We start from the raw sequence: 25413 nt of genomic DNA on the forward strand, positions 1-25413 counted from the left end.
TAATGGGGCGAACTGCTCGCGTTACCGCTAATAAACGCTATCTTATAAAAGAGTTAATCTGAGTGAGCACATTATGGAACTACAAGAAGTCGTAACGACGTTATTAACCTGTGTCTTTTTTATGGGACTGGTTGCCTGGATATCATGGCAAAAGACCAAAGGGGTTGTAGATTCCAAAGATGGTTACTTTCTTGCGGGTCGCGGCTTAACCGGGACCTTTATTGCCGGTTCCATGTTGCTGACCAACCTCTCTGCTGAACAGTTAATTGGTCTGAATGGTTCTGCTTATGGTTACAATATGAGTGCCATGGCCTGGGAAGTCACCGCTGGCTTTGCCACTATTATCATGGCCATGATCTTTCTGCCCAGGTACCTGGCAGGCGCATTTTCTACCTTACCCGAGTTTCTCAAAGGTCGCTTTGACGACACGGTGCGGCGCATGACAGTGGTGCTCTTTATGGTGGGTTATGGTTTGATCACCATCCCGTCTGTGCTTTATGCCGGCTCTGTAGCGGTATTGAGGTTGTTTGATGTGCCGGCACTGCTCAATGTCAGCTATGAACTGGCACTGGTGATCACCATAGTGACCGTTGGCACCGTAGGTGCGGTTTATGCCATTTTTGGTGGTTTAAAAGCGGTAGCCGTCTCCGATACTATCAATGGGGTTGGTCTGTTAATTATCGGTATTCTGGTGCCCATCCTGGGGTTTGCGGCTCTGGGAGATGGCAGCGTGCTAAGTGGCATGGAAACCGTATTTTCGGAGAACACCGACAAGCTCAATGCGGTGGGTGCTGAAACTGATCCCGTGCCCTTTGGCACTATATTTACCGGCATGATCTTCGCCAATTTGTTCTATTGGGGTACCAACCAATACGTTATTCAGCGAACATTGGGGGCCGCCAGTCTGGCCGAAGGCCAAAAGGGCGTATTGTTCTCCGGTTATTTTAAACTGATGGTGCCGTTTATGATGATGTTGCCCGGGGTGATAGCGTTTCACCTCTATCAGGGCGAACAACTGCAGAGCATTGATCTGGCATATCCCCGATTAGTCAAAGACGTGTTACCCCTATACCTTTCCGGCTTTTTCCTGGCGGTATTGCTGGGTGCGGTATTCAGTTCTTTCAACTCTCTGCTCAACAGTGCCGCCACCCTGTTTGTGCTGGACGTATACGCGCCCATGAAGGATGACAAAGTGGGGGATCAGGAGCTGATCAAGGTGGCTAAAATTGCCAGTGTGGTGATAGCGCTGTTTTCCTTTATTGTGGCTCCCTTGTTGATGTTTGCCCCGGAAGGCTTGTGGCAAATTATTCGTATCTTTACCGGCTTTTATAACATTCCGGTGATCGCCATTGTACTGGTGGGCTTATTCTCCAACCACGTTCCGGCACTGGGTGCTAAGATCGTCATCGTATTCCACGTGATAGCCTATGGCTTGCTGAAGTTTGTCTTTGAAGTGGAAATTAACTTTATTCACATCTATGCCATTCTGTTCATTATTGAAGTGGCGATTATGGCGGTTGTTGGGCGCTTGTATCCCTTGCAGCAAGACTGGCATTACGAGCGTAAAGACACCGTCAGCCTGGTGCCCTGGAAGTGGGCGTTTCCCTCTGCTATTACGTTATTGTCCTGCATCATCCTTTTGTACGTTTTCTTTTCACCCATCGGAATTGTGGGTGGTTTAAGCGACATGTTTTGGCTGGTGGTGTTTTTAATTATTGTCAGCAATGTGCTGCTCAGTAGCTACGCTTTGCGCCACTGGCATAAATCCTATGCGGAGAGCCTGGCTAGAATCGGCAGAGAAGACAGTCTCTAACCTGGAAAAATAACACCGGATACCCGCTTTCTACCTGACCAAAGGCGGTATCTGCAACTTTTTTAGGTCTTATATAAGATATCTATTGTATTAACTCTTGTTAACGGGTATGTTAATGCAATGTAACGAATCGAAATTCGCTGTTTACAAGATATTAAATAAACAGGCGGATATTAGACGAAGGTTAGTGAGCAATCCTGTTATTGCTCATCGAACTAAACACAACACTCTGTACTAAAACAAAGGACCACAGGTTTGTTATCTGACCCCAGGTCCACTAATAACACGGCAGATTTAAAGGTTTACACCGGACAATCCGGTTTTTACCCAAAATAAAAAACAATGTCGGAGAAGACACATGCGGGCATATAGAAAACAAATCGCGATTGCGGTCGCGTCAGCGTTAGCTGTTATGGGCACACAATCTGTGGCCTTTGCTCAGGAAGATTCAGAAGAAAAAGGTGGTTTTGAGACCATCGAGGTAACAGCGCAAAAACGTGTTGAACGCGTTTCTGATGTGCCGGTTGCTGTTTCTGTATTGCGGAGCGAGCAAATTGACTCTACCTTTTCCTCAAACTTTGAAGGACTGCAAAACCTGGTGCCTTCGGTGAGTTTCAGAAAAGGGACTACTACGCGTAACTCGGCTATCACCGTGCGTGGTATCGGCACTATATCATTCAGTGTGGCGGCAGAGCCCAGTGTTTCAACTGTGGTTGACGGTGTGGTACTGGGTCGTTCCGGTCAGGCTTTTACTGATCTGTATGATCTGGAACGCATTGAAGTATTGCGTGGTCCTCAGGGCACCCTATTTGGTAAAAATGCCTCTGCGGGTGTGGTCAACATCACCACCAAACGTCCTACCGGTGCCACTGAAGGCATGATTGAAGCCACCATTTTCCAGGATAATGAATATAAACTCAAAGGTAAGATTCAGGGTGAGATCACTGATACTGCCGCTGGTAGTTTAGTGTTCACCAAGTCTGCTTTCGATGGCAATTTGTTTAACGTTTACAACAACGAAACGGTAAACGGTTACGACAAAGAAGGTATTCGCGGCATGTTAGATGTCGATGTGACTGACAGCACCAAAATGTTGTTTATCTTCGAAAATGTTCGCTCTGATGATGACTGTTGCGCAGACATAGAAGCCCGTCCTAGTGGCAGAAACCCGGATTCAGAAGCCGCCCCCAATGGCTCTGGCCTGGATCTGGATCAGCGCTTGATTGATCATGATTTTGAATCTCGCACTGTGGACGAAACGACCTCATTCTCGGTGCAGTTAGACACTGAATTTGACGGATTTTCTTTTACCTCAATTACTGCGTACCGCACCTGGGATAATACCGAGTGGCGTGAAGGTGATTTTACATCTATCGCCGGTGACTCCGATGAGATAGTCACCTTTGACAATACACCACCGTTCCAGTTGCACGATGTGGGTCCACAAAGCTGGGATCAGTTTTCACAGGAAATTCGTCTTGCGTCTACCACGCAAGGTAAGTTTGACTGGCAGGTGGGGGCTTATTTCTGGGATATGAGTTCTGAGCGTAGCTTTACCCGTGATGCCAGTTGTCAAAACAACAACTATCTGGATGGCGATGGCAATCCAAACCCAAACAGTCACCTGAATAACGCAATCCGTTATCATCTGAGTACTGCAGAAGGCATTGATAATCCGACTGATCAGCAAGTGGCAGATTATATTGAAGCTGAAGGGATCACCTGTAATGCCAATGACATCGTAAGCGCCACTGCTTACATGGAAACCGAGTTTAACAACTGGGCGGTGTTCGGTGATGCTAAGTATCACGTATCAGACGATTTTCGTTTATTGATGGGGTTACGCTACACCGATGATGAAGTCAGCTTTAAGCACAATCGCGTCAGCAACGATCCGTACGGCCGCAAAGGCGTGGGCGTGCGCGAGGCGGAATTAAACACTGATTACAGCGGCAAAACCAGTGAAACTAACGTGTCCATTAAGTTGGGTGCGCAGTATGACTTCGAAGATGCAGGTATGACCTATTTCACCTATTCACAGGGTTACAAAGGTCCGGGTTTTAACGTGTTCTACAACATGGGCATCAACGATACCCGACCTATCGGTGAAGAGACCTCAGACGCTTACGAGCTGGGCTATAAATACGCCAGTCGAGACATCCTGTTCAATGCCGCCATTTTCCGCACTGAAATTGATGGATTCCAGGCGAACAACTTCGACAACACCGGTGGTGTCACCATTACCCGCTTAACTAACGCCGGTTCGGTGATTACCGAAGGTTTTGAGGCGGACATCTTATGGCAAGCCACGGACAACCTGACCATTAATGCCGGTTTTGCCAGCGTAGATGCCGAAATTGACAAATTCAACTGCCCGTTAAACGAGCCTGACTGTGGTGGTCGTGCCGGTGCAGATGTACCTTTCTCACCTGACCTGAAATACTCAGTAGGAATGGATTACACCCAGGAGCTGGATAATATGAATGTTATCTACAATGCCAGCTATGTTTACACCGATGATCAGGTGGCAGACTTCCTGGATGCGGGTGTTGACCGTTCAACTTCGCCACTGGTGTTACCGGATTACGCATTGCTGAATGCCAGCATTGGCTTCTCATTCCGTGATGACCAATATCGCGTAACCCTAATCGGTAAAAATCTGACAGACGAAAGTTTCTTTACCACCTACAGTGGTGATGGCTTCCGCTACCAGGTACCACGTGATGCCGATCGTTACTTCGGCGTACAGTTCCGGGCGAACTTCTAAACTCCCATTGGCGGCGGGTTTATTGTGTTCCCCCGCTGCCTTCTTATACCAATTCCAATAAGTACTCTGTGTGTTGCAGGAGGCCGAAAGGCCTCTTTTTTGTGCTCAAAAAACTAGGCTTCCGGTTTGGCCGGGTGGGTAATTAAAGCAACGATGCGCCTGACCAGCGGTAACACCAGCAACAAACAGGGATAGGCAATCACCCAACTGGACAACCAGGAATTTAGCCAGGTAGAAAACAACGACTGGCTACCATCATAAAGCTTTACCGTGACTACCAAAGCTACCAAACCACTCATCAACATGGACAAAAGAAAAGGCATTAAATGCGGTGCCCAGGACGCGGGCAGGCGATAACGGGGTTTTTTAAGTTGTGGCATAAGGAGGTCCCTTACATTTAATTGATATGCAAATGTATGGGCTAACACGGGTTATTCAATACGGTCTGGAAATCTGCTCTGTTGCTTCTGGTGTTTTTTTGGGGTAAGAAAAAATATCACCATGTGCTTCACAAATCACCAATCTGCGACTAATATAATTACCGAAAGGCGATTTGTTAATGTTAACTTTTGAGCAGGCGTTTAGGATGAATAGCTTCAACATTTCGAAATCAATGATAACCACCTGGTTATGGATGCTGGATAAATCAGAGGATGAGCGCCTGGCGAAGCAGGCACACTCGTTGTTGTTGAAACTCTTTCCCAGTATACAGGACGCCCGTCGTTATACGACGGAACCCTGACCTCAGACTTGTCATGTGTATTTGGGTAGCCAGGCTGACAGCTTAAGTAAGGCTAATTGCCCTTTTGTGGTTGGCCCTGGGCCTGCATTCTGTTGACCATATCTTTAGCCGCAGCATTGGCAGCAGCCCGTTGTGCGGCGGTTGTACATTGTTTTACCGGCAGTCTGGACCCGGTGACGGTGATATTTTTACATTCGAAGCCCAGGCGTTGCTTTTGTTCTTCACTGAGACACTCGGGAAGTTGTTTATTTTCCTGACATTGGTTGATTTGCGCCAGTTCTGTGGAGTTGGAACTGCAACCGCTTACCAGCACAAAAACCAGACTGGCAACGATTGAATAACGGCGATTTACCATCGATTTCTCCTTTTTATTGCAAACTGAAAAAGCCACCCGAAGGTGGCCTGATCCCATTAGAAGCTCACATTGACACCGGCAAAGATGTATCTTCCCATGGCGTCGAACGGGCCAGGAAAGGTATTGCCATTACCGATACCTGATGGCGTGTTAGGTACGATAGGTGGCTCTTTGTCCAGCAGATTGTTGATGCCGAAACGCAGCCCGGTACTGTCTGTTACTTGCCAGGTGGAGGCAATATCCAGGTAGTTTTGTGCAGACAACGTAGTCGGTCCATCGTTCAGCTCGTCAGTTTCGCCAAAGTGACGCCAGGTCGCAGTAATTGCCGCATCCCATGGGGTTTCCCAGGTCACTTTCAGGTTGTGTCTCAGATCGGGGGTAGGGGCACCACAGGTTGAACGATCCCAGTAACCTTTACATTCAACCACCGGAGCGTCCGGAGTGGATTTTTGATCCCATTTTGTCAAATAGGTACCCACCAGGTTGATCTTCACGGCGCCCATATCGTCCAGTTCAAAGCGATAAGAGGCATCAAAATCAATTCCCGAGGTTTCAAAGAAGCCGATGTTGATATCGGTGGCCACAATATTGTCGTTGCCAATCCACAACGTACCTCGGCCTGGGTCTCGATTGATAAGGCTACAGAATTCATCGGCACCGGTGAAGGCACATTGATCCAGAATAAAGCGCTCCGGTACATTGGCAATGGCACCTTGCACGTCAATGTTAAAGTAATCCAGTGCCAAATCGAATCCGGGCAAAAATTCCGGCGCTAAAATCAAACCAAAAGAGACCGTATCGGATTCTTCCGGCTCCAGATCCGGATTACCGCCGGTTATGGAGTTATACTGGCCCGCCGGATTATCAGCGATATTGCCGTATTGTGCCTGGGTTACCCCGGTATTGGCGCATTGTTCAAAAGTATACAAGGGGCTTGCTCCGGCACAGGGGTCCTCGTTCATGTTGTATAAACCCAGTGATTGTGGACGGAATAAATCGCGCACATTACCGGCTCTGACAGCATGCTGGAAGCTGCCCCTGAAGCGAACCTGTTCGTTTACCTGCCAGTCAGCAGCGTATTTGTAGGTGTTGGTGCTTTGTCCGGTGGAATAATCTGAATAGCGATAGGCCAGGTCCAGGGTGATTTGGTCAGCAAAAGCGACATCTTCCAGAAGCGGCACACTCAGTTCAGTGAACAGTTCATCAACGTCATATTCGCCAAACACCGCCGCTGTGGGACCGCCCTGGCCAGCACCGTCCCCTGACTGGAAAGCTGCATCGGGATCGAATTCCAGTGATTCTTCCCGGTGTTCCAGACCCAGCACTACACTGACTCCGTTGGTATTGCCCGGCATTTTTACGCCATAGCTGGTGAGGTCGCCCGATACATAACCACTGATCTGTTTGGTGACGGTATTGCCCTTTGATACCAGTGGCAGGTTCAGATACGCCAGTGCCGCATCAGTAACGCCACCTGTGGTGAAGATATTGTAAGGCACACAGTTAAGATCCGTACCATCAAGAACCGACTGGCACACAGGTTCGCCGGTGTTGGGATCGGTGACGACGTTCAGGGCACGGGTCAGATTGGTAATTGACAGATCATTTTTATACAACTGACTGAACGTCACTGAACCATAGTTGGCAAAGATGTCATAATTCCAGTTATCACCTAAATAGCCTCGAGCACCGATGACGCCGCGAAATGACGTGTGTCGCAAATCATCCAGGCGCTGTCCGCCTTCGACGTTGCGCTTTCCGACAAACGCATTGACCACATCATCCTGATCAAACCCGCGTTGCGCACACAACATGTCAAATTGCTGTTCGGACAATAGTGGGTTGTTACAGTTTAAGGTACTGGTGACAAAAAATGCGCCTGAGGGTGCCACACCGGCAACACTGCGGTCGTCCATAAAGTTCACTTCGGCATAGATATCCAGCTTTTCGCTGAGTTCATAGTGTCCAAATGCACCAAATGTTTTGCGTTCATCCGGGCGCTGGTAATAACTTACTTCCGCATAGTTGTATGTTTCACCATTGCGGTTGAGGAACTGATCACCGGAAACGATAAAATCATAGCTGGAAAAGTCAGTTACGCGGCCTTCCGCGATAGTACCTGAACCAACACAACCATTGGGTACACCACTGATTGCACAATGGGCGTAATCCCGATCCCCCTGAACGACCGCACCCACGTCACGCACGGTGGCGTAAAGGGTAACATTGCCTTTACCATCAGCGGTATTGGCACCCAGAATAATGCTGAAGTCGTGGGTTTTGCCATCCGTGACACTGCCATTCGGTGCATTAAAATTCGCATCGGCATTGAGTTGTTGCAGGCGGTCATTATCATTGTTGTGCTGATTGAAACTGTATTGGTAGTCGAGACTGACGCCTTCAAAATCCTCTTTCAGAATAAAGTTAACCACACCAGCTATTGCGTCAGAACCATAAGTGGCCGATGCACCACCGGTAAGAATCTCTACGCGTTCTACCAGTGCGGCGGGTATCTGATTAATATCTGCTCCGATACCACCGGCTTGCGGCGAGCCCGCTGGCAGTCGACGACCGTTTAGCAAGGTTAAGGTACGGGTGGACCCCAGGTTACGCAAATCTACTGTGGCTGTTCCGGTGGCGCCATTGGCAATGGCCGAGGTTTGGGCCGCAAAAATCTGCGGCATATCATTTAATAAGTCTTCTATTCGCGTGACACCGGAAATAGCAATATCCTCAGAAGATATTTCCGTTACCGGGCTGGTGCTGACCAGATTACTGCGTTGAATCCGGGAGCCGGTCACCGCGATTTTTTCCACCTGGTCCGCGCTGTCAGGTGATTCCTGAGCAAGTGTAGGGGAGCAAAAGGCACCACCCATAAGGGCAACGGCCAGTGCTGTCGTTAGTTTATTGTACTTAAACATGTGTTTCTCCTGGGTACCGATGCCAGTTGCAATACATTGCAGCGGGCATTGGCACGTGTCTTTATGATTATTTTTGGACGAATCCAGTGAGCAAAATTAAGCCCCCGGCATTTCCCCCGCTAGCTGTGATCCACTGGCTGGCAGGATCAGGGGGTGATTGGGAGGAAAGCGTATTTCAGTGGGTTTGAATAATCTGCAGCAGCCCAATACAGTGTTGAGATGGCAGTAATACGGGATGTGGTGTGAAAGGGAGGTAGCGCGGTATAAGCTGGCGGAAAAGCCTTTTGAAAGGCAGGAATTGACAGGTTGACAGTAAACTTTCGGTTTAAAAAATGGGCGAAAGGTGCCGCTATGGTATGGATTTTCGGGTGGGGTAAAGTGCGGATATTTGCGTCAGGTAGCGGGTAACGTAATAATGCTTGTTTGATTAACACTTCACCGATTTGATGTACCGACGATTTTTATCACACATCCCCGGACGGGCCTTTTTTCTCACCAATACCCTGGTATGGTTGGGCGTAAACAGTATCGCATCCTGGCTATCTTACTCCAGACAACTGAATGCCGGACAGGAAGCCAGTTACCTGCATACCTGGCTGGAGTTTATTCCCTGGTGGGGCAACTTTATCTGGTTTGCGCCTGTGGTAGCGGCGTGTGTAGCCATGATGCCGGAGCGGCAAAATAAGCGTTGGTTGTCTGTTGTTGATAACATCCTGTTGTTTTTCGCTACGATGCCCATGTACTGGGTGATGTCGGTGCTGACGGCAACCCTGATGCGTTTTGGAAATTTGCATTGGGAAAGCATTGCACAGCTGTTACCGATATTACTCACCGGCCCCTTTTATTTTGACATTATAGTTTACGTCTCTGTTGTGTGTATCGCCTATACGCGCAAGTATGAGGCTCGCGCCGCCGATGAACAAAAGCGCAATCGCGAACTGGCTCACCTGCTATTACAAACTGAGTTGGACGCCCTGAAAGCGCAACTTAATCCTCACTTTTTGTTTAATACACTGAACAGTATTGCCAGCCTGATCCGACTGCAGGACAAAGCCAAAGCATTGCTGGCTTTGAGCGAATTGAGCCAGATGCTGAGAAAAGTGCTCGAACATCAGAATAACGAAATGACACCCTTGTCTCAGGAAGTGGAGTTTATTAAAAGTTATCTCACCATTCAGCAGATGCGATTTGTCAATAAATTGCAGGTTGAGCTGGAAGTAGCCGATGAGTGCCTGCAGTACGATGTGCCTTTTATGTTGTTACAGCCACTGGTGGAAAACGCAGTGCAACACGGCTCACAATTAGAGTCTGACGAAAATCTGATCCAACTGTCTATCACGCAGCAGGGCGATGAATTACTGGTGCGATTGCGCAACAAGTTTATTCCTGACAGTCCGCATAAGGGGTTTGGTATCGGCATAGAAAACAGCCGCAAGCGTCTGAGCCGGATATATGGCGATGAGTTTTTATTGCAGTTAAGGCAATGCCGTGACGGTTACTTTGAAACCCTGGTGCGCCTGCCTACGGGAGAATAGCATGAAAGTACTGATAGTCGATGATGAACAACTATCTCAACAAAACTTACAGGTGTTGTTGCAGGACAGGCCTGAAATCACCGACATTGCGGTGGCCGGAAACGGCGCACAGGCACTGACCCTGTTCAGAGAACTACAACCAGATATGGTGTTTTTAGACATAGAAATGCCGGGTAAATCTGGTCTTGAAGTGGCAAAAGAAATCGGTGAGCAGTGTGTTGTGGTGTTTGTTACGGCTTACGATCAGTATGCTATCAGCGCGTTCGAACTCAACGCTATCGATTACTTATTAAAACCCTTTGATGACAACCGTTTTGAAAAGGCCCTGGAGCGGGCCAAATTACAGTGTCAGAAATATACCCAGCGAATTAACTACAGTGAACTGGGGGAGCTATTTGATGCGATGCAAGAGGAACGTCAGCAACGTTTTAAAAGTCGTATTGTTATCAAAGACTTAAAACGCATTCGATTGGTAAACGTTTGTGATGTCAATTACATTCTTGGTGCCGGGAATTACGTAGAAATTCATCTGAACAACGGTCAGCAATTTCTGCACCGCGAAGCCATGAATGGCATCGAAAACCAGTTAAGTCCCAGGGAGTTTATCCGGGTACATCGCTCTTCAATTGTGCGAATTTCCTATATCAGTGAATTGTTACCCAATGAGCGCGGTGACTATAAAGTTAAATTGCGGGACGGCCTGGAGCTGACGGTGTCCCGCGCCAATAAGCACAAAGTCTTGTCCTTTGTCGAAGCCTAATTTTCAGCTTTTAGGGGAGCGCTCAGACTCTGATCCTTTGATGTACGGGACAGGATAAATGTGCGGGCCAGCGGAAAGGAGATCCTGCCGAAGTCCCAGAAGGTTTCTGTTTTGCTGTTAATGTTCACGGCAATGGCCATCCTGTATTGTGGGATCACCATGAGCCAGCTTTGGGAGCCTCTGGATACACCGCCGTGATTGGCAATTTTTACTTTGCCAATGCCTTCGCCCAGATCGCTGTCATGAACCCGCCAGCCAATCGCGTAGTGCTGTTCGTTAACGTCGCCGTTGTTAAGTGTCTGAGGTGTCCAGAAAGCGGCGCGAACCGGTTCAGATATAAAATCGTTGTTGATAAATCCACTGCCCAATTTGACCAGGTCTGAGGGCGTGGAAATAAAACCGCCACCCGCCAGCCGATGGCTCAGATCGACGTCGCGCCATGGGCGAACTCTGGGCAGACTTTCATCCTCGCGCCAATAAAAGGTAGCCAGATTGGCGGCTTCCTGTTCGGCGTGCACACTCACCGTTGTCGGTGTGGTATGGACCATCGTCAGCGGTTTTAAAACCGTTTCCTGCATTAAGGTTTGATAGGGTTTACCACCGGTTTCCTGCAAAACGGCACTGAGCAGGACGGTGCCATAACTGGAGTAACTGAAATCTTCTCCGGGAGAAAACAACATGTCACTGTCATCAAACAATGCGACTGCATCCAGTACATCGCGGTAGGAACTATTGAGTGCAATGCTGCGATACAGGCCAACGGCTTCGGTGTTTTCTTTATAGTGGGGCAAACCTGCCGTGTGGGAGGCCAGTTGCCTGGGCGTGATGTTTTGCCAGTGGGGGTTGCGACTGCCCAGGGTTAACTGATTTAGTGGCGTATCCAGTGTCAGTTTTTCATCCTGAACCATACGCGCAAACAGGGTGGCGGTTAACGCTTTCGAGGTGCTGCCAATGCGAAACTGACTGTCCGGAGTAAGAGGGCGATTGTCAGCAATATCTGCCCAACCTGCGGTACCGGCCCAGACAACTTCACCATCAATCGCGACGGCAGCAGATATGCCCGGTGTATTGATTTTTTGGCGATGCGCCTTGAGTAACGTTAAGGCACTTTCGGCGGCCTGTTGATATTCCGCCTGGTGTACTTCGTTGCGGGAGGGAATGTCCTGGGGAATATCCACATAGCCCCAAAACGGCATCGGGACTTTTCCTCTGTGGGCATAAAACTGATAAACGGGTTCGCCTAAATATAACCCAGCTACTAACAGCAGGGCGACAACTGAGAATATTTTTTTGAGCATTGTGAATCCTGAATTGAATACATGGTTAATGTGATTCAGGGTATAAGGCAGAAAATGGGCAGTCTTATCAGAAATAAAAAATGCTGATCATTTTTTAAAATTGCGCACGAAATTCCGAGGGTGTCATTCCCTGTTGTTGTTTAAAGGACCGATTGAAGGACGCAACAGAGTTATAGCCGGTTTCCAGTGCAATGGTGAGGATCGGGTCTTTTTTACGGGCAGGGTCACGAAGTTTGGCGCACACTGCAGGAATGCGGTAACTGTTCACAAACTGAGAAAAGTTGTCAAACCCCATTTCCCTGTTAATTAAAGCGCGCAATTGGTGTTCCGGTAATTGTAAAGCTGAAGCCAGTTTGCCAACAGAAACATCGTGTTGAGTATAAAAACCGCCCTGCATAGTATCTACCAGACGCTGAATCTCCGGGGACAAAACTGTTGGCGATGTTTCTTCTGAGGGGGGACTATCAGCTGTCAAATTGATAACTGACTGGTGGTTATTATCTGTGGTGACATGGGTTTTATCGCTTTCCCGGCGGAATTGTCGCCACACTAAAACACTGATAAAGCAACAGGCCAGGATGGCGTTACCGAGACTAAAAATCACATTGTCCCGAAGATGGCTGTCGGTAAGTTCCAGCAGCGTTAATCCCAGCATATAAGCACTGATAGTGGCGATCATTAGGCGCCGGAACAGTCGGCGGCGCTCCACCAGATCATCCTGGTAACCGCGTATACAATCCAGCAAAATGGCGCAGAGTAGCAAAAAGCCCACAAGGTGATTGATATCGTGCAGCAGGTGATTACCGTCATAACCAAAAAAAAGAACCACTAGAGCCATGAGCCATGTCAGGGCAATGATCTGCAGCGCCAGCGGTAAGGCCTGCCATAAGGATTTACCGTAAACGCTAAACCAGTAGTAATTGAGTAAGGCGAAGGCGGTTAGATCGGTGATCAGCAACAATGGCGGGCGCAACCAACCATAATGGTGATTGCTCACCGGGGCCGTAAGTGCAAGGTAGGCAATCACACACAACATCACGCTGGTTTTGGCAATCCAGGCGGCACTGCGGATGGCGTGTCGCTGGGCAAAGATTAAACTTGTAAGTTGTCCGACCGCCAGGGCCCTGAGAATAATGTCAGCCAGTTGCCAGCCGGAAAATGTGATCACAATAGTCCTGGCGCCGTAAAAGTGATTAGTGAATTCATATTCAGCAGCGGGCTGAAAGGTGGAGAGCAAAGCCGCTGCTTTGCTCTCCATCGGGGATTAATCGAGAGTGCTTAACCAGACAACCAGGTCAACGATATCATCAGCGCTCATACCTCTGGCGAAGGTCGCCTGGTATTTGCCATTGACAATAAAGTTGGGCACACCGCTCACATGTCTGCGAAACTCCTGCACGGTATTGTTGTTTTTCTTGAATTGTCCGTTTACTGCAAAGCTCTTGTAAGCCTTGTTAAACTCCTCTTCTGATACACCGATTTGTGCAAAAATCTTTTGCAAATCTTCGGTGCCGGCTATCAGTTTACGGCTTTTGTGAATATGTTCGAAAATGGCCATTAAGGCTTCCTGCTCTTTACCCAGAGTGCGTCCTACCATCATGGCTTTAGTGGCTGCATCCTGTACATCGGGTCCGGCAGAAGGCATGAAGTTAACGTGTACTTTTTCAAATTTTACATCTTTGCTTTTTTTCGCCTTCATCTCTGCTACCAGAGGCTCAAAGTTGTAGCAGTGAGGGCACCAGAAGGAAAAGAACTCGGTGATGTTTTTATCTTCAGAGGCTTCTTCTGCAATCACTTTATAGTGAGTGCCCTCTTTCCATAACTCCTGTGCCTGAAGGTTAAATGCCATCAGACAGGTTACAAACATCAATCCTAAAAACTTTTTCATTAGTAATACACCTGATTATTTATTCTGTAAAAGAGTACCACAACGGATTCACCGGAGTGAACCCGTCAGGGACTCAGAGTGTAGATTATTTACTTTAGAAACTTAATGTTAGCTTAACTCCGGCATAACGACCGTAAGAATTGTAACCGGTTACTTCGGCATAATCGCGGTCAAACAGGTTGTTGATATAGGCGCCTAATGCCCAGTTGGCATTCAGATCCCAGTTTAAGTTTGCATGCCATACCAGGTAGCTGTTCAACGGGGTGTTACCGATATCAACGGCGTCTTTTTCCATATGGGCATATAATGACCAACGGGTGTCACCATTGTTAAAAGTGTGCTGATAGCCCGCATTCGCCACCTGTTCCGGTCTGCGTAAACGCTGATTACCGGCACTATCTTCGGTGTCCATATGCGTGTAGTTGAACCACAGTTTTCCGTTTTCAAACAAGCGGGTTTCCGCTTCTAATTCCAGACCCTCGGATTCGCTTGTGCCCTGGGTTTGCAAATATCCCTGGAAACTCACCGCATCAAACTGAATTTCGTCTTCAATTTCCTGATTAAACCAGGTCAGACTCCACCAGGTATGTTTGCTGATCTGATGGATGACACCCAGATCATAACCTTTGCTGGTTTCTTCGGTGAGTTGTAATCCGGCCGCATCTCCAAAGGCAAAAGGACCATCATTATAAGCTTGTTCATACAAACCCGGCGCTCTGAATCCGGTACCCCAGGTGGCTTTCAGGCGCAGAGACTGGGCGTTTTGCAAGGGGATAAGGTAATTCAGACCGCCTCGCCAGGAGGTAAAATTACCAAAGGTGTCATTGTCGTCGTAGCGCACACCCAGATTGATATTCAGGTTGTCTATTCGCTGGCTCATCCACTCTGCGAAATAGCCGCGGTTGTCGCGAGACTCCCCCGAAATATTATCCTGCTCTTCTTTGATATCCACACCGAATGACAAGGTGTCTGCACCAAATTCAAACCAGCCATGGTAATCCAGCCTGGTAATTTCTCCGTCGTTGCCAAAGCCAAATTCACCATTGTTGAAATAGTCTTTTTCTACTTCGGTAATCGCATAGCCCAGCTCGTGGTGGCCGTTCTGAGCCTGGTAGTTAACTGACAGTCGCACGCTGGTTTGTTCTGATTCGGTAATGCAGTTGTTGATCAGCGCAAAGGTGGTGTTGTCATAACAGCCATCATATTGAGTTTCACCTTCGGTGTTGCGCAGCACCAGTTGTACGCCTAAAGCATCGTTAAACTGGTGATTGGCACGCAAATGCAAGGTGGTGTTGTCATAGGGATCTTCTTCGCCGGAGGTGTCCGATACTTGCGCGTTGATACCGTCAGTGCTGAAATCTGTAGCTGACAGATAGACACCAGAGGTTTCGTTGGCCAGGGTTAATGTGGCGGCATACTGACGGGTACCATAGCCCGCTGCTTCTGCAGCAAAACTACCGGCAATATTCTGTTCCGTGTGTTTGGTGGTGATACTGACCACACCGCCCGCATCGGCACCGTAAACCAATCCCTGAGGCCCTTTTAAAATTTCGATGCGCGAAATATTGTTGAGCAACAGGTCATCCAACACCGGCGTTAACTGGGGTGCCGTGGGATCGGTGAGTTCTACGCCATCAACATACAGGCGAGTTCGGAAGCTTTCTTCGCCGCGGATACGCAGCGCCGTGGTTTTACCTGCGCCCCCTGAATTGGATACATTAACGCCAGACACCGTTCGCAGGGTATCTGCCACTGATAGCTGGTAACGCGCGCTGATGTCCTGCTCGTCTAATACGACAACACTGGCGCTGAGTTCATTGATATTTTGTGCCAGTCTTGCCGATACAACGCTGATTTGTTCTAAGCTGGTCTCTGAGGATGATTCTGCAAATGCTGTGTGGCTGCTGAGCAATGCTGCACAGCACAAACTAAGATGTGTTTTTTTCATTGTGTGTTCTCGTTTGGCATTCCGCCCGAATGCGTTAACTTAACCCTGTTAGCCTGGTGTGCTGGTGACATAACAGGAACCTGAGCAGGCCGGTATCCGGGCTTATAAACAGCCAAAAGCAGCATTCATCGCCTTCCCGTTTAACACAGTGGCGTGTGATGAAGACCGATAAGAAATGGGATCTCTTATCTGTTTACTAACCGTTGCGGGGGCAGCGTAGGGATCACACCTACTTCCCGTTTAACTTACATTGAGGAGGATATTTCGCCGTAAGCACCTGACGGCAGGCATTATACCTAAAATGGTCAAGATGTAATGTTTTTATGCAGTTGCGATATGGCTCAGGGAGGTTTTATGGGGTGAGCTTTAGTGCCGGCTCTTCCAGTGCAGCCACCTGCTCTTTCAGGCTCAGTATCTGTTGTTCCCAATATTTATCGCTACCGAACCAGGGAAAGGCTTGCGGGAACGCAGGGTCCTGCCAGCGCTTATCCAGCCAGGCCATATAATGCACCAATCGCATAGCGCGCAGTGGCTCAATCAGTTTCAGTTGGGCGGTATCGAATTCATAAAATTCCTCATAGGCCATCACCAGCGTATCTAACTGTAACAGCTGATTATTGCGATCGCCCGAGAGCATCATCCACAAATCCTGAATCGCCGGGCCGCTGCGACAATCATCCATATCCACAAACGTGGGACCATCCCGCCACAGGATGTTGCCCGGGTGACAGTCACCGTGCAAACGGATCGAAGCCATATCGCGGTAGTATTCCTGTACTTTCTGATACAACACATCCAGGATGGTAAAAAAGGCGGTTTTCAGAGATTCCGGCACCAGTGTACTTTCCGCTAACTGTTGTCTCGGTTCCAGCAAATGACTCTGCAGGGTTAACGCCGGGCGGTGTTGAAATTGGGTTCGCGCTGCAACCTGGTGGATTCGGCCGATAAAACGGCCCATCCATTCAAGTTGATCCAGGTTGTCTACTTCAAACTGACGACCACCCACAGACGGAAAGAGCGCGAAGCGGAAATCCTGATACTGCAACAGGCTTTGGTTGTCAAAGCGCAGGGGCGCACAAATGGGCACCTCGTGTTCTACCAGCTCCTGAGTAAAATCATGTTCTTCCTGAATTTGTAAATCGCTCCAGCGCTGCGGGCGATAAAACTTCACCACATAGCGACGGTTGTCTTCCGCGAGGAATTGGTAAACCCGGTTTTCGTAGCTGTTGAGCGGCAATAATCCCGACACCGGATATACGCCGGTGGTTTCCACTGCATTGAGAATCAGATCCGGTGTCAGACCAGAGAAATTGAATTGTGCCAAAAAGCTACCCTGTCATCTAAATGTGAGCTGCCATTGTAGAAGAAAACGGGGAACTGTCTATGATCTCAGCAGCTTTCCTCTCGATGTGACTGCCTCAGCGATATAAAAACTTACTGGGCTGGCTAACCTTAATGGATTGGTCTTCCACTGCCTGCACCTGTATGCGAATGTCTGTAACGCGCTCGTCTAATTCATAGGGATCAATCGCTACGCTGACCGGCAGGGTAAAAACTTCACTGCCCCTGACTCTGATCTCAGTGTCACCGATAAACTTGTGGCCAGGTAAGCCGGTCACCGAGACCTGATAGGTAAATGCCTGCTGAGATTTGTTGAGAATTTTCAGGGTATAGACGTTTTCAACCAGACCATCAAAGGTCTCGCGGTAAAGTGCGTTGCGGTCGCGGATAATGTCCACTTCGAGAGGTACCCGGGTGGCTACCTCTAAGGCCAGCAAACCCACCATGACACTTAGCACAACCACGTAGCCCACTAATTTGGGGCGCAATATTTTAGTAAATTTGCCCTGCAGGCGATGTTCGCTGGTAAAGCTGATCAGGTTTTTGGCATAACCCATTTTATCCATCACGCCGTTACAGGCGTCTACACAAGCCCCACAATTAATACATTCGTATTGCAGCCCATTGCGAATATCAATACCGGTAGGGCAAACCTGTACACACAGGTTGCAGTCAATGCAGTCACCCAGGCCTTTTTCCTGGATCTTTTGCTGGCTCATTTTGCGTCCTCTGGGGCCGCGCTTTTCACCGCGTTTGGCGTCGTAGGCCACGGTAAAGGTGTCGGCGTCGAACATGGCGGACTGAAAACGCGCATAAGGACAAATGTGGGTACACATAATTTCCCGCATCCAGCCGGCGTTACCATAGGTACAAAACGTAAAAAACAGCACCCAGAACGACACCCAGAAACCACTTTGCAAAGTAAAAAACTCGGCAAATAAGCGGTCAATTGGCACAAAGTAGCCCACAAAGGTCAGCGACGTGACTAACGCCACCAGAAACCAACACAAGTGTTTTAAGCTCTTGCGCCAAAACTTATCGAAATCCATGTTTCGCTGGTCCAGCTTGATACGCTTATTTCTGGGCCCTTCGATTTTGTGCTCAAACCAGATAAACATATAGGTCCAGGTGGTTTGTGGGCACATAAAACCGCACCAGACCCGCCCGGCAAAAGTGGTCACCACAAACAATGCAAAGGCCGAAATGATAAAAATCCATGCCAGTAAGGTCAGGTCCTGTGGCCACAGAGTCATGCCAAAGATATGAAAGCGTTGTGCTTCTAAGTCAAATAAAATGGCCTGGTGTCCGCCAAACTGCAGCCAGGGCAGGCCGGCAAATAGCAGGATAAAGAACCCCCCAAAAAAGCGCCGAAAAGTTTCCAGTGAACCTTTTACCTGACGAACGTAAACATGGCTGCGGGGCGTATAGTGATCCTGTTTGTCTGCATCCGGTTTGTGGATCTTGATGGGAGATATGTTTTTTACCGGGATTTGCTGATCCGGCGTTACCTTAACCGCGGCAGCAGAGGGGTTTGAAGTCCCGGTTTGTCCATCAACTGGCTTATCACTCATAGCATTTTGTAGGGTGTTGTTTTTTGTGTTCTTGCTGATTATATCAGCTTGGCAATTGTTCATGGCGGCTTCCATGGAATTATTTTGGGTTTAATTCGTTATATCTAATGTACGGGGTGTATTGGATTCTCCCGGTTTGATGTCCGTTGGCGCTTTTTTTTGCCGGTGGCAATAATTGAGAATTGATTATCAAAAATCATACTCATCAACGGTGGCGTCAGTTCCGATATAGAGTAAAATTTAAAATGAAGTCAGGCTTTGATTTAACGCAATGAAACGTGGATTTATCATATTTATCGAGATCGCATTTTTGTTTGCTGTGTTGCAAACATCCTTTGCGCAATATCTGCTGCAAGATGTGCAGGAAGAAGTTGCCAGCTGGTTTGTGTATGCGTCCGATTACACCGAGCGCGAGCAGTTATCTGAGTTGCGCTCCAATCTTCAGCCGCACGTAGCGAAACTCAGTGAGCCGCAACAAAAGTACCTTAACGAATTAACCACAAACAAAGCACGCATGATTAAGTTCAGTGACGATTATTGCAAAGGCGATGACAAAAACCCCTATGTGTATGGGGAGACGTTGCGTGTGGTGTGTGCAGAATTTGCCAGTAGCCGGGTGCTTTTTCCGGCCAAAAACAGCTAGGTTCACTCGGACTGTGCCGCGATTCATGCCCAGCAAACACAACAAAACTCATGCAATAACGCTTACCAGCTTCTAGATTTGACTGTTAGTCGGGTAACTGAGCACAAACTTTGCGCCGCCCAGGTGGCTGTCTTCCACCCAGACTTTACCATGGTGCCATTGCTGAATTCTTTTCACCGTAGCCAGTCCCAGTCCGGCGCCGCCTTTGTCCCTTGTGCGGCTTTTATCAGGCCGGTAAAAGGCATCAAAGATTTTTTCCCGCAGATCCGCGGGAATGCCAGGTCCGTCGTCTTCAACCATCAGCAGAATGTCTGAGGCACTTTGCATGGCGCTGACCTGTACCTGCTGTCGGGCGTATTTTACGGCGTTATTCAGCAGGTTTAGTACCGCGCGCTCCACAAAATGACCATCGGCGTTTAACAGCAGCGGCTGGCAGTGATTTTCTATCTGTAGTCGTTCTATGTGGTGGGGCGGCAGGGCGTTCAACAACGATTGCAGCATTTCATGGATAGGGATCTCGGCCACCGATAACTCGGGGGTGTGATGCTCAGACTGAGAAAATTCCAGCATTTCCTGAGTTAACCTGCCCAGTTCGTTGAGGTCTTCTTCCATTTCCCGCTTTTGTTGTGTATCCGGTTGTGACGCCATAGCAAATTTTAACCTGGCCAGCGGGGTTCTGAATTCGTGGGCCACTGCACTGGTGAGCTCCCGCTGATTGTTGAGCAAACTGCGCACTTGCTGACTCAAACTCGCCATGGCCTCTGATATGACATTCAGAGAGGAAGATGCACCCAGGTCCGTGTTTTCAATTGCGCCATCGGGCTGCACTGAACGGGCTGCTTTTTCCAGTTTTTTTATGTCGCGCCACAGAGGCCAGGTCCACAGAGCGACCAGCATCGCCAGCAGGGTAAAGAATATAATGCGATACCAGAGGATTTGGTTAGGCGACCGCTCAGTATGGGCAACTTTGATTTGTAAGTAGTGCAGCGGGTCCAGTTCGGTGTAGATAAAGGGGGTGTCTTCTACACCGTATGACAAAATATACCCTTGCTGTTCAAACAGCCGTTGCTGGCTGTCCGCTAAGGCCAGTTGTTGTTTGGGGATCTTGCTGGTCTGCAACGCAGAAGCCAGGTTCAACTGCCGGATATCATCTTCATTTTTGACGTAAATCAGCACCTGGGCCAGATTTTCAAGGTGCCGATTTTCGGGTTCGGTTTTAAATATCAGGTTATCAAGCAGCGATGACAGGCCCACCAGAGCAATCACAATAAACAGATAAAAGCTGATAAAGATCTTTAACACCAGATGCGCCGCTTTTTAAGACCTAATCCCAGGCATCTGACACAAAGAAAAAGCCTTTGCCCCAGATGGTTTTAATGCGAAACGGGGCTTTGGCATCATCTTTGAGCTTTTTGCGCAATCTGGAAATGCGCACATCGGCGGAGCGGTCTACACCGTCGTATTCCCGGCCAATGATTTCTTTGTACAAGGTATCCCTGTCAACCACGTTAGAGGCATTGCAGGCCAATAACCACAGCATGTCAAACTCATGGCTGGTGAGCTGGATAACTTCTTCGTTCAGGATGGTTTGCCGAGATTTTTTGTCAATGAGCAGCTTGCCAAATTGCAGCATATTGCTGTGCTGCGTAGTGACCGACTCTGTGGTTTGCCCTATGCGTCGCAGCAAGGCGTGAATGCGCGCCAGCAGGAGCCTTGGCTCTACCGGCTTAACTATGTAATCATCGGCGCCAATCTCCAGCCCAATGACCTGGTCAAAGTTGTCGCCCTTTGCGGTCATAAATAATATCGGGCCGCTGTAACTGCCGCGAATTTCGCGGCACAGTGTCAGTCCGTCCTTGCCCGGTAGCATAATGTCCAGAATAACCAGGTCGGGCTCAAAAATGGCAATTTGTTTGTGCAATTCATTGCCGTTTTCCAGCGCCAGCGTCTGTATACCATTATTGTTCAAAAACTCTTGAGTGAGTTTGCGTAACTTTTCGTCATCTTCAACCAGTATGGCTTTGTTCATATCAAAAAAAACTCCAGGGACTTCTGACTCGACGTCTGTTGTTGGGCACCAGGCTTTGGATCAGTAATTTTTTGTCAAATTGTCGGGTGCCATCTACTGTGATGTGTAAATCTGCATTGTCAGCTAAGGTGATCGGTAACTGTAACTCTGCGCTTTGACTGCGCAGGCATTGCAGCAGCTTTTTGTTTAAAAAAAAGCATATTTCCCGTTGTGAATTGGCGAGTCGGGCTGGCAGGGTGACCTTAATTTGAAGACGACAAAGCTCGCCCGGCTTGTCAGTAAAACAAGTCGAGGGTGCTATCTGCCACTCAGTTGATGAGGCCTGAACCGGCAAACTCATGACTCCCCACCAAATTAATACTGGCTTTAACAGCCAGTTCCTAGAACTTATAGGTAACCCCTGCAAATGTTGTTATTGTATATTTTTTATCTACCAGCGGACTATCGGTCATGGCGGAAGGTAAGTGGTTATAACTGGCATGCAATAACCACTGCCATTGCGCATTAATTTTCTTGTTGGCTGATACACCTATCTGCGGAAACCAGCCAGAGCCTGCCGAGTAGTGCAGTGAGACATCTTCAATATCTCGTTCGTTAATTCCGTAATAATAATCCAACAGATCTGCACTTTTCCATGTTAACCCAATTTTACCTATGATTTTCCAGTCGCCGGTTTGCCAGTAGCGACGGTATTGGGCGTTGAGCTGTGCGCCCTGATATACGCTGCTGATATCGTGAGCTGCGCTTAGGGTCCATTCACTAAATTCGGAATACCAGTGCAGACGAACACCGGCATCAACGGCCAGGTCTCTGTCAGCGACATCAGCAGGGGATAACTGGGTCACCAGAGAGGTTCTGTCGTTAATGGATTCCATGCCATTGTCCGGGGCTAAACCTGGCGTGGTGGTGCTGTCGACACTGTTGCTGATGTTCACGCCGTCCAGAATAAAGTTGCTGATATGACTGCGCTTAAAATCGCCATAGGCACTGTTTAGCGTGAGGTAGGTTTCCATGGCGAAATGGGGCTTTTGAATCCACTGGTAACCCACCTCGGTATTGTCCAGATACCAGTTCTCTCCGTACCAGGCAATATCGGGAATGATCACTAAGGGTGTGTTATCACTGAGGTACAAGGGGTTGGTGCGTACACCCAGACCAAGACCAACCGCCAGATGCCATTCTCCTTGTGCCATACAATAGGACGCGTTGCAGGACGTTTCGGTCTCGTTTTGTTGGGGATCACTTGCTGTAACGCACACTGAAAAGGCTAACAGCAGTAATGCAGTTAACATCTTTATTGGCGTATTTTTAGTTAGCAAGCCGTTTGGCATATATCTCATTCAACGTAAAATCAATCACTTCGGGTGTCAGTTTATCAAAGGTCTGACAAGGCCACATCAGGCGATTACAATTAAACACAATTCTTAAGATTTTTGAACGGATTTAGTTCAGCGACAGGCATAGTATAAGCAAACAGAAATTGACTTATTTTTAACCTCTGAACCACTAATTGGGGAGTTCGGTATGATGAGACATAGTTTGGCGTTGTGGGTTTCGTTATCTTTGCTAAGTGCTTGTGGCGGCAGTGATCCGGTGGCCACGCCAGAACCTGAACCCCCTGTCCCGACCGTGCCCGAGATTAACAGTGCTCAGGCAATCCCGGGAAAATTGGTGCAATCGAGTGCTGCTTCATTTGAACGCTACCTTAAAAATGGGATTTACAGCCGTTCTGCCGGCAACGGCGTAGACTCCACAGATAATCCTCCCTCTGTACCGACTCTGGAGTTTGGTGAAGGGTCCGGTGACAGAAGTTTTTCACAGACGAATACTGCGGAAGCGGGAGTCGATGAAGCGGATCGCATCGAATACAATGGGGATTTTCTGTTTATCGCCACTCAGCCTGTCTGGAACGGCACCCAAATGTCTTCACCTGGTGTCAGGGTAATGCAACGCAACGCAGATTTTAGTATGAGCCAGGTAAATGACATTGCCGTGGAATCGGACAATGCCAATATCAACGGCATGTATCTGTACCAGGACAATTTGTCAGTGGTATCCAGTGGCTATCCTTTTATGACGTTGATGGACATTGCCACTACCAGTTTGTTTGCGCCACACGGCGGCTGGCGCAACAGCGTCGAAGTTAACTTTTTTGATGTTAGCACCCCGGCAGAAGCCAGCGAAATAAATGAGATATCCGTGGATGGTTGGCTGGTGGCCAGTCGCAGAATAGGCCAATATGTTTATCTGGTTACCGCTTACAATCCCTATGTGGAGCTGCCGCACCCCTATCCGGAAGATGATGCCCAGCGCATTGCCAATTACCAATACCTGCAATCCGTGGCGATGACGGATCTCATGCCAGACATCAGAGTTAACGGAGTGGCCAGCGAAATGAACGCCCCTGAGGACTGCTACATTCCTGAGCAGGCCACAGAAGCAGATGGCTACGCTAACCTGATTACGGTAACCCGCATCAACGTTAATCAGAGTCAGGATGTGCAGTCTATCTGTATGAGTACCTATGCAGATATCAGCTATATGTCTACTGAAAGTCTGTATCTCGCGGCACACCTTGATGATGGTATGGCGCTGCATAAAATTGATGTGGCTGAGCAATTTAGTTATGCCGCATCCGGTGAAGTTTCCGGCTATTTATGGGGACGAGATGGTACACCGCAATTGCGTATGAGTGAGGCGGACGGTTACTTTCGCATTGTTACCAGTCAGTGGACTGACGAAGGGCCTGTGCATCAACTCAGTGTCTTGCAACAAGATGCAGATGCGTTGCAATTAGTGGCGCAATTACCCAATGATGAGCAACCGGAAGCCATAGGCAAACCCAACGAGGATATTTATGCAGTCAGGTTTATTCAGGACAGGGCTTATATTGTAACGTTTGAGCGTATCGACCCGCTCTATGTCATTGATTTATCGTCACCTACTGCACCTTTTGTGGCGGGTGCCCTGGAAGTCCCCGGATTTTCCTCTTACTTACACCCATTGGATAATGGCTATTTGCTGGGCGTAGGACAGGACGTTGAAGAAATGGATCTTCCCGGCACAGGTGAAACTCCCAGAACAATCCCGGTAACCACTGGTGTTAAAGTTAGTCTGTTTGATGTCAGTGATCCGGCGAATCCAACGGAGTTGTCCAGTGTGTCATTTGAGGATACCTACACCCCGGTGGAATATGATTACAAAGCACTATCTGTGCTGCAAACCGGCAGTCAGTATCAGTTTGCGATGCCACTGGAAGCCTGGCTGGAGACCGAAGTGGAGGGTGATACGGGGAGTGGAGACGAAGCAGAAACCACTACCATCTGGATGCCGCACAATAGCCTGCTCATGCTGGATGTAAATGCGAATAGTGGCGCCGGCGACATGCAGGTGGTTAATCGCATGACGGTGGAAAATGACCCCGAAGCCTATGTCTGGAGTGGCGAAGACCGCAGCGTGATCCACGGAGAAAACGTTTTCTACGTGCATGGTAACCAGGTATGGCACAGTCTCTGGGTTGATTCGGCTGAAGTGACAGGTCCCTATTAACCTTTTGCCAAAATGTGGTTATGATTGCACCGTTATGTTCTTGTAACATAACTATATAATAATGCTCGATTACCTAGGGTATAGACGACACACGGAAGTGATGTCTTTAGTGCGCCAGGCCGGTGTTGCTCAATTCATCGAAAAAAACGAATAGTTTCATTCATTTTAATCACTTTAAAACCCACAGCTTAGTCTCCAAACTACTATACTCAAGTGCGAAAGTTGGTTTCTCACGTTGAAACAGTATTTTGGA

At 48.4% G+C, this 25413-nt stretch carries 20 protein-coding genes and 1 riboswitch; of the genes, 7 read left to right on the forward strand and 13 right to left on the reverse strand.

Going from position 1 to position 25413, the window contains the following annotated elements:
* The first annotated feature begins 73 nt into the window (after positions 1-73).
* On the forward strand, positions 74-1813 hold the full coding sequence (locus AC0J20_RS10025) for a solute:sodium symporter family transporter (protein WP_473021556.1): 1740 nt from the start codon (positions 74-76) through the stop codon (positions 1811-1813).
* Between the two features lie 358 nt (positions 1814-2171).
* Positions 2172-4580, forward strand: a complete 2409-nt coding sequence (locus tag AC0J20_RS10030; protein WP_377307018.1) for a TonB-dependent receptor — start codon at positions 2172-2174, stop codon at positions 4578-4580.
* Between the two features lie 113 nt (positions 4581-4693).
* On the opposite strand, the gene AC0J20_RS10035 is transcribed toward AC0J20_RS10030, so the two are convergent.
* Complete coding sequence (locus AC0J20_RS10035) at positions 4694-4960, reverse strand: DUF2798 domain-containing protein (RefSeq protein WP_229531086.1); 267 nt, start codon at positions 4958-4960, stop codon at positions 4694-4696.
* 206 nt (positions 4961-5166) lie between these two features.
* On the opposite strand from AC0J20_RS10035, the gene AC0J20_RS10040 reads away from it, so the two are divergent.
* A complete protein-coding gene (locus tag AC0J20_RS10040) occupies positions 5167-5322 on the forward strand; it encodes a hypothetical protein (protein ID WP_229531087.1) in 156 nt (51 codons plus the stop codon).
* Between the two features lie 52 nt (positions 5323-5374).
* Here AC0J20_RS10040 and AC0J20_RS10045 read toward each other — a convergent pair whose 3' ends face one another.
* Complete coding sequence (locus AC0J20_RS10045) at positions 5375-5677, reverse strand: hypothetical protein (protein WP_229531088.1); 303 nt, start codon at positions 5675-5677, stop codon at positions 5375-5377.
* 56 nt (positions 5678-5733) lie between these two features.
* A complete protein-coding gene (locus tag AC0J20_RS10050; RefSeq protein WP_473021557.1) occupies positions 5734-8598 on the reverse strand; it encodes a TonB-dependent receptor domain-containing protein in 2865 nt (954 codons plus the stop codon).
* Between the two features lie 446 nt (positions 8599-9044).
* Between AC0J20_RS10050 and AC0J20_RS10055 the strand changes: the two genes are divergently transcribed.
* Together AC0J20_RS10055 and AC0J20_RS10060 are read left to right on the forward strand one after the other, a co-directional pair.
* Positions 9045-10133, forward strand: a complete 1089-nt coding sequence (locus tag AC0J20_RS10055) for a sensor histidine kinase (protein WP_229531090.1) — start codon at positions 9045-9047, stop codon at positions 10131-10133.
* 1 nt (position 10134) lies between these two features.
* Positions 10135-10893: a LytR/AlgR family response regulator transcription factor gene (locus AC0J20_RS10060; RefSeq protein ID WP_229531091.1), complete on the forward strand. Its 759-nt coding sequence runs from the start codon at positions 10135-10137 to the stop codon at positions 10891-10893.
* On the opposite strand, the gene AC0J20_RS10065 is transcribed toward AC0J20_RS10060, so the two are convergent.
* The 6 genes from AC0J20_RS10065 to ccoG form a co-directional block, all read right to left on the reverse strand.
* A complete protein-coding gene (locus AC0J20_RS10065; protein WP_473021558.1) occupies positions 10890-12191 on the reverse strand; it encodes a serine hydrolase domain-containing protein in 1302 nt (433 codons plus the stop codon). The two genes, AC0J20_RS10060 and AC0J20_RS10065, sit on opposite strands and share 4 nt — an antisense overlap.
* Before the next feature lie 94 nt (positions 12192-12285).
* On the reverse strand, positions 12286-13449 hold the full coding sequence (locus tag AC0J20_RS10070; protein ID WP_473021559.1) for a helix-turn-helix domain-containing protein: 1164 nt from the start codon (positions 13447-13449) through the stop codon (positions 12286-12288).
* Between the two features lie 6 nt (positions 13450-13455).
* Positions 13456-14079, reverse strand: a complete 624-nt coding sequence (locus tag AC0J20_RS10075; protein ID WP_473021560.1) for a thiol:disulfide interchange protein DsbA/DsbL — start codon at positions 14077-14079, stop codon at positions 13456-13458.
* A gap of 94 nt (positions 14080-14173) precedes the next feature.
* Complete coding sequence (locus AC0J20_RS10080) at positions 14174-16027, reverse strand: TonB-dependent receptor plug domain-containing protein (protein WP_473021561.1); 1854 nt, start codon at positions 16025-16027, stop codon at positions 14174-14176.
* 72 nt (positions 16028-16099) lie between these two features.
* Positions 16100-16323: riboswitch (cobalamin riboswitch) on the reverse strand.
* Between the two features lie 56 nt (positions 16324-16379).
* Complete coding sequence (locus tag AC0J20_RS10085) at positions 16380-17351, reverse strand: serine/threonine protein kinase (RefSeq protein WP_473021562.1); 972 nt, start codon at positions 17349-17351, stop codon at positions 16380-16382.
* A gap of 94 nt (positions 17352-17445) precedes the next feature.
* Entirely contained in the window at positions 17446-18939 is a 1494-nt protein-coding gene (gene ccoG, locus AC0J20_RS10090; RefSeq protein ID WP_473021563.1) for a cytochrome c oxidase accessory protein CcoG, read from the reverse strand.
* A gap of 271 nt (positions 18940-19210) precedes the next feature.
* Here ccoG and AC0J20_RS10095 point away from each other — a divergent pair, with 271 nt between their 5' ends.
* Complete coding sequence (locus AC0J20_RS10095; protein WP_473021564.1) at positions 19211-19582, forward strand: hypothetical protein; 372 nt, start codon at positions 19211-19213, stop codon at positions 19580-19582.
* Positions 19583-19654: 72 nt separating this feature from the next.
* Here AC0J20_RS10095 and AC0J20_RS10100 read toward each other — a convergent pair whose 3' ends face one another.
* Genes AC0J20_RS10100 through AC0J20_RS10115 form a run of 4 tightly spaced genes read right to left on the reverse strand, consistent with a single transcriptional unit; the run spans position 19655 to position 22942 of the window.
* Positions 19655-20884 (reverse strand): ATP-binding protein, encoded by a 1230-nt coding sequence (locus AC0J20_RS10100; RefSeq protein WP_473021565.1) that lies wholly within the window; start codon positions 20882-20884, stop codon positions 19655-19657.
* A gap of 22 nt (positions 20885-20906) precedes the next feature.
* On the reverse strand, positions 20907-21611 hold the full coding sequence (locus AC0J20_RS10105; protein WP_473021566.1) for a response regulator: 705 nt from the start codon (positions 21609-21611) through the stop codon (positions 20907-20909).
* Position 21612: 1 nt separating this feature from the next.
* Complete coding sequence (locus AC0J20_RS10110; protein ID WP_473021567.1) at positions 21613-21951, reverse strand: DUF3019 domain-containing protein; 339 nt, start codon at positions 21949-21951, stop codon at positions 21613-21615.
* A 40-nt stretch (positions 21952-21991) separates the two neighbouring features.
* Positions 21992-22942, reverse strand: a complete 951-nt coding sequence (locus AC0J20_RS10115; RefSeq protein ID WP_229531102.1) for a MipA/OmpV family protein — start codon at positions 22940-22942, stop codon at positions 21992-21994.
* A 193-nt stretch (positions 22943-23135) separates the two neighbouring features.
* Between AC0J20_RS10115 and AC0J20_RS10120 the strand changes: the two genes are divergently transcribed.
* Positions 23136-25160 carry a beta-propeller domain-containing protein gene (locus AC0J20_RS10120; RefSeq protein WP_473021568.1) on the forward strand — a complete coding sequence of 675 codons (2025 nt, stop codon included), beginning with the start codon at positions 23136-23138 and terminating at the stop codon, positions 25158-25160.
* Positions 25161-25413 lie beyond the last annotated feature (253 nt).

Source organism: Planctobacterium sp. R6 (assembly GCF_055755215.1).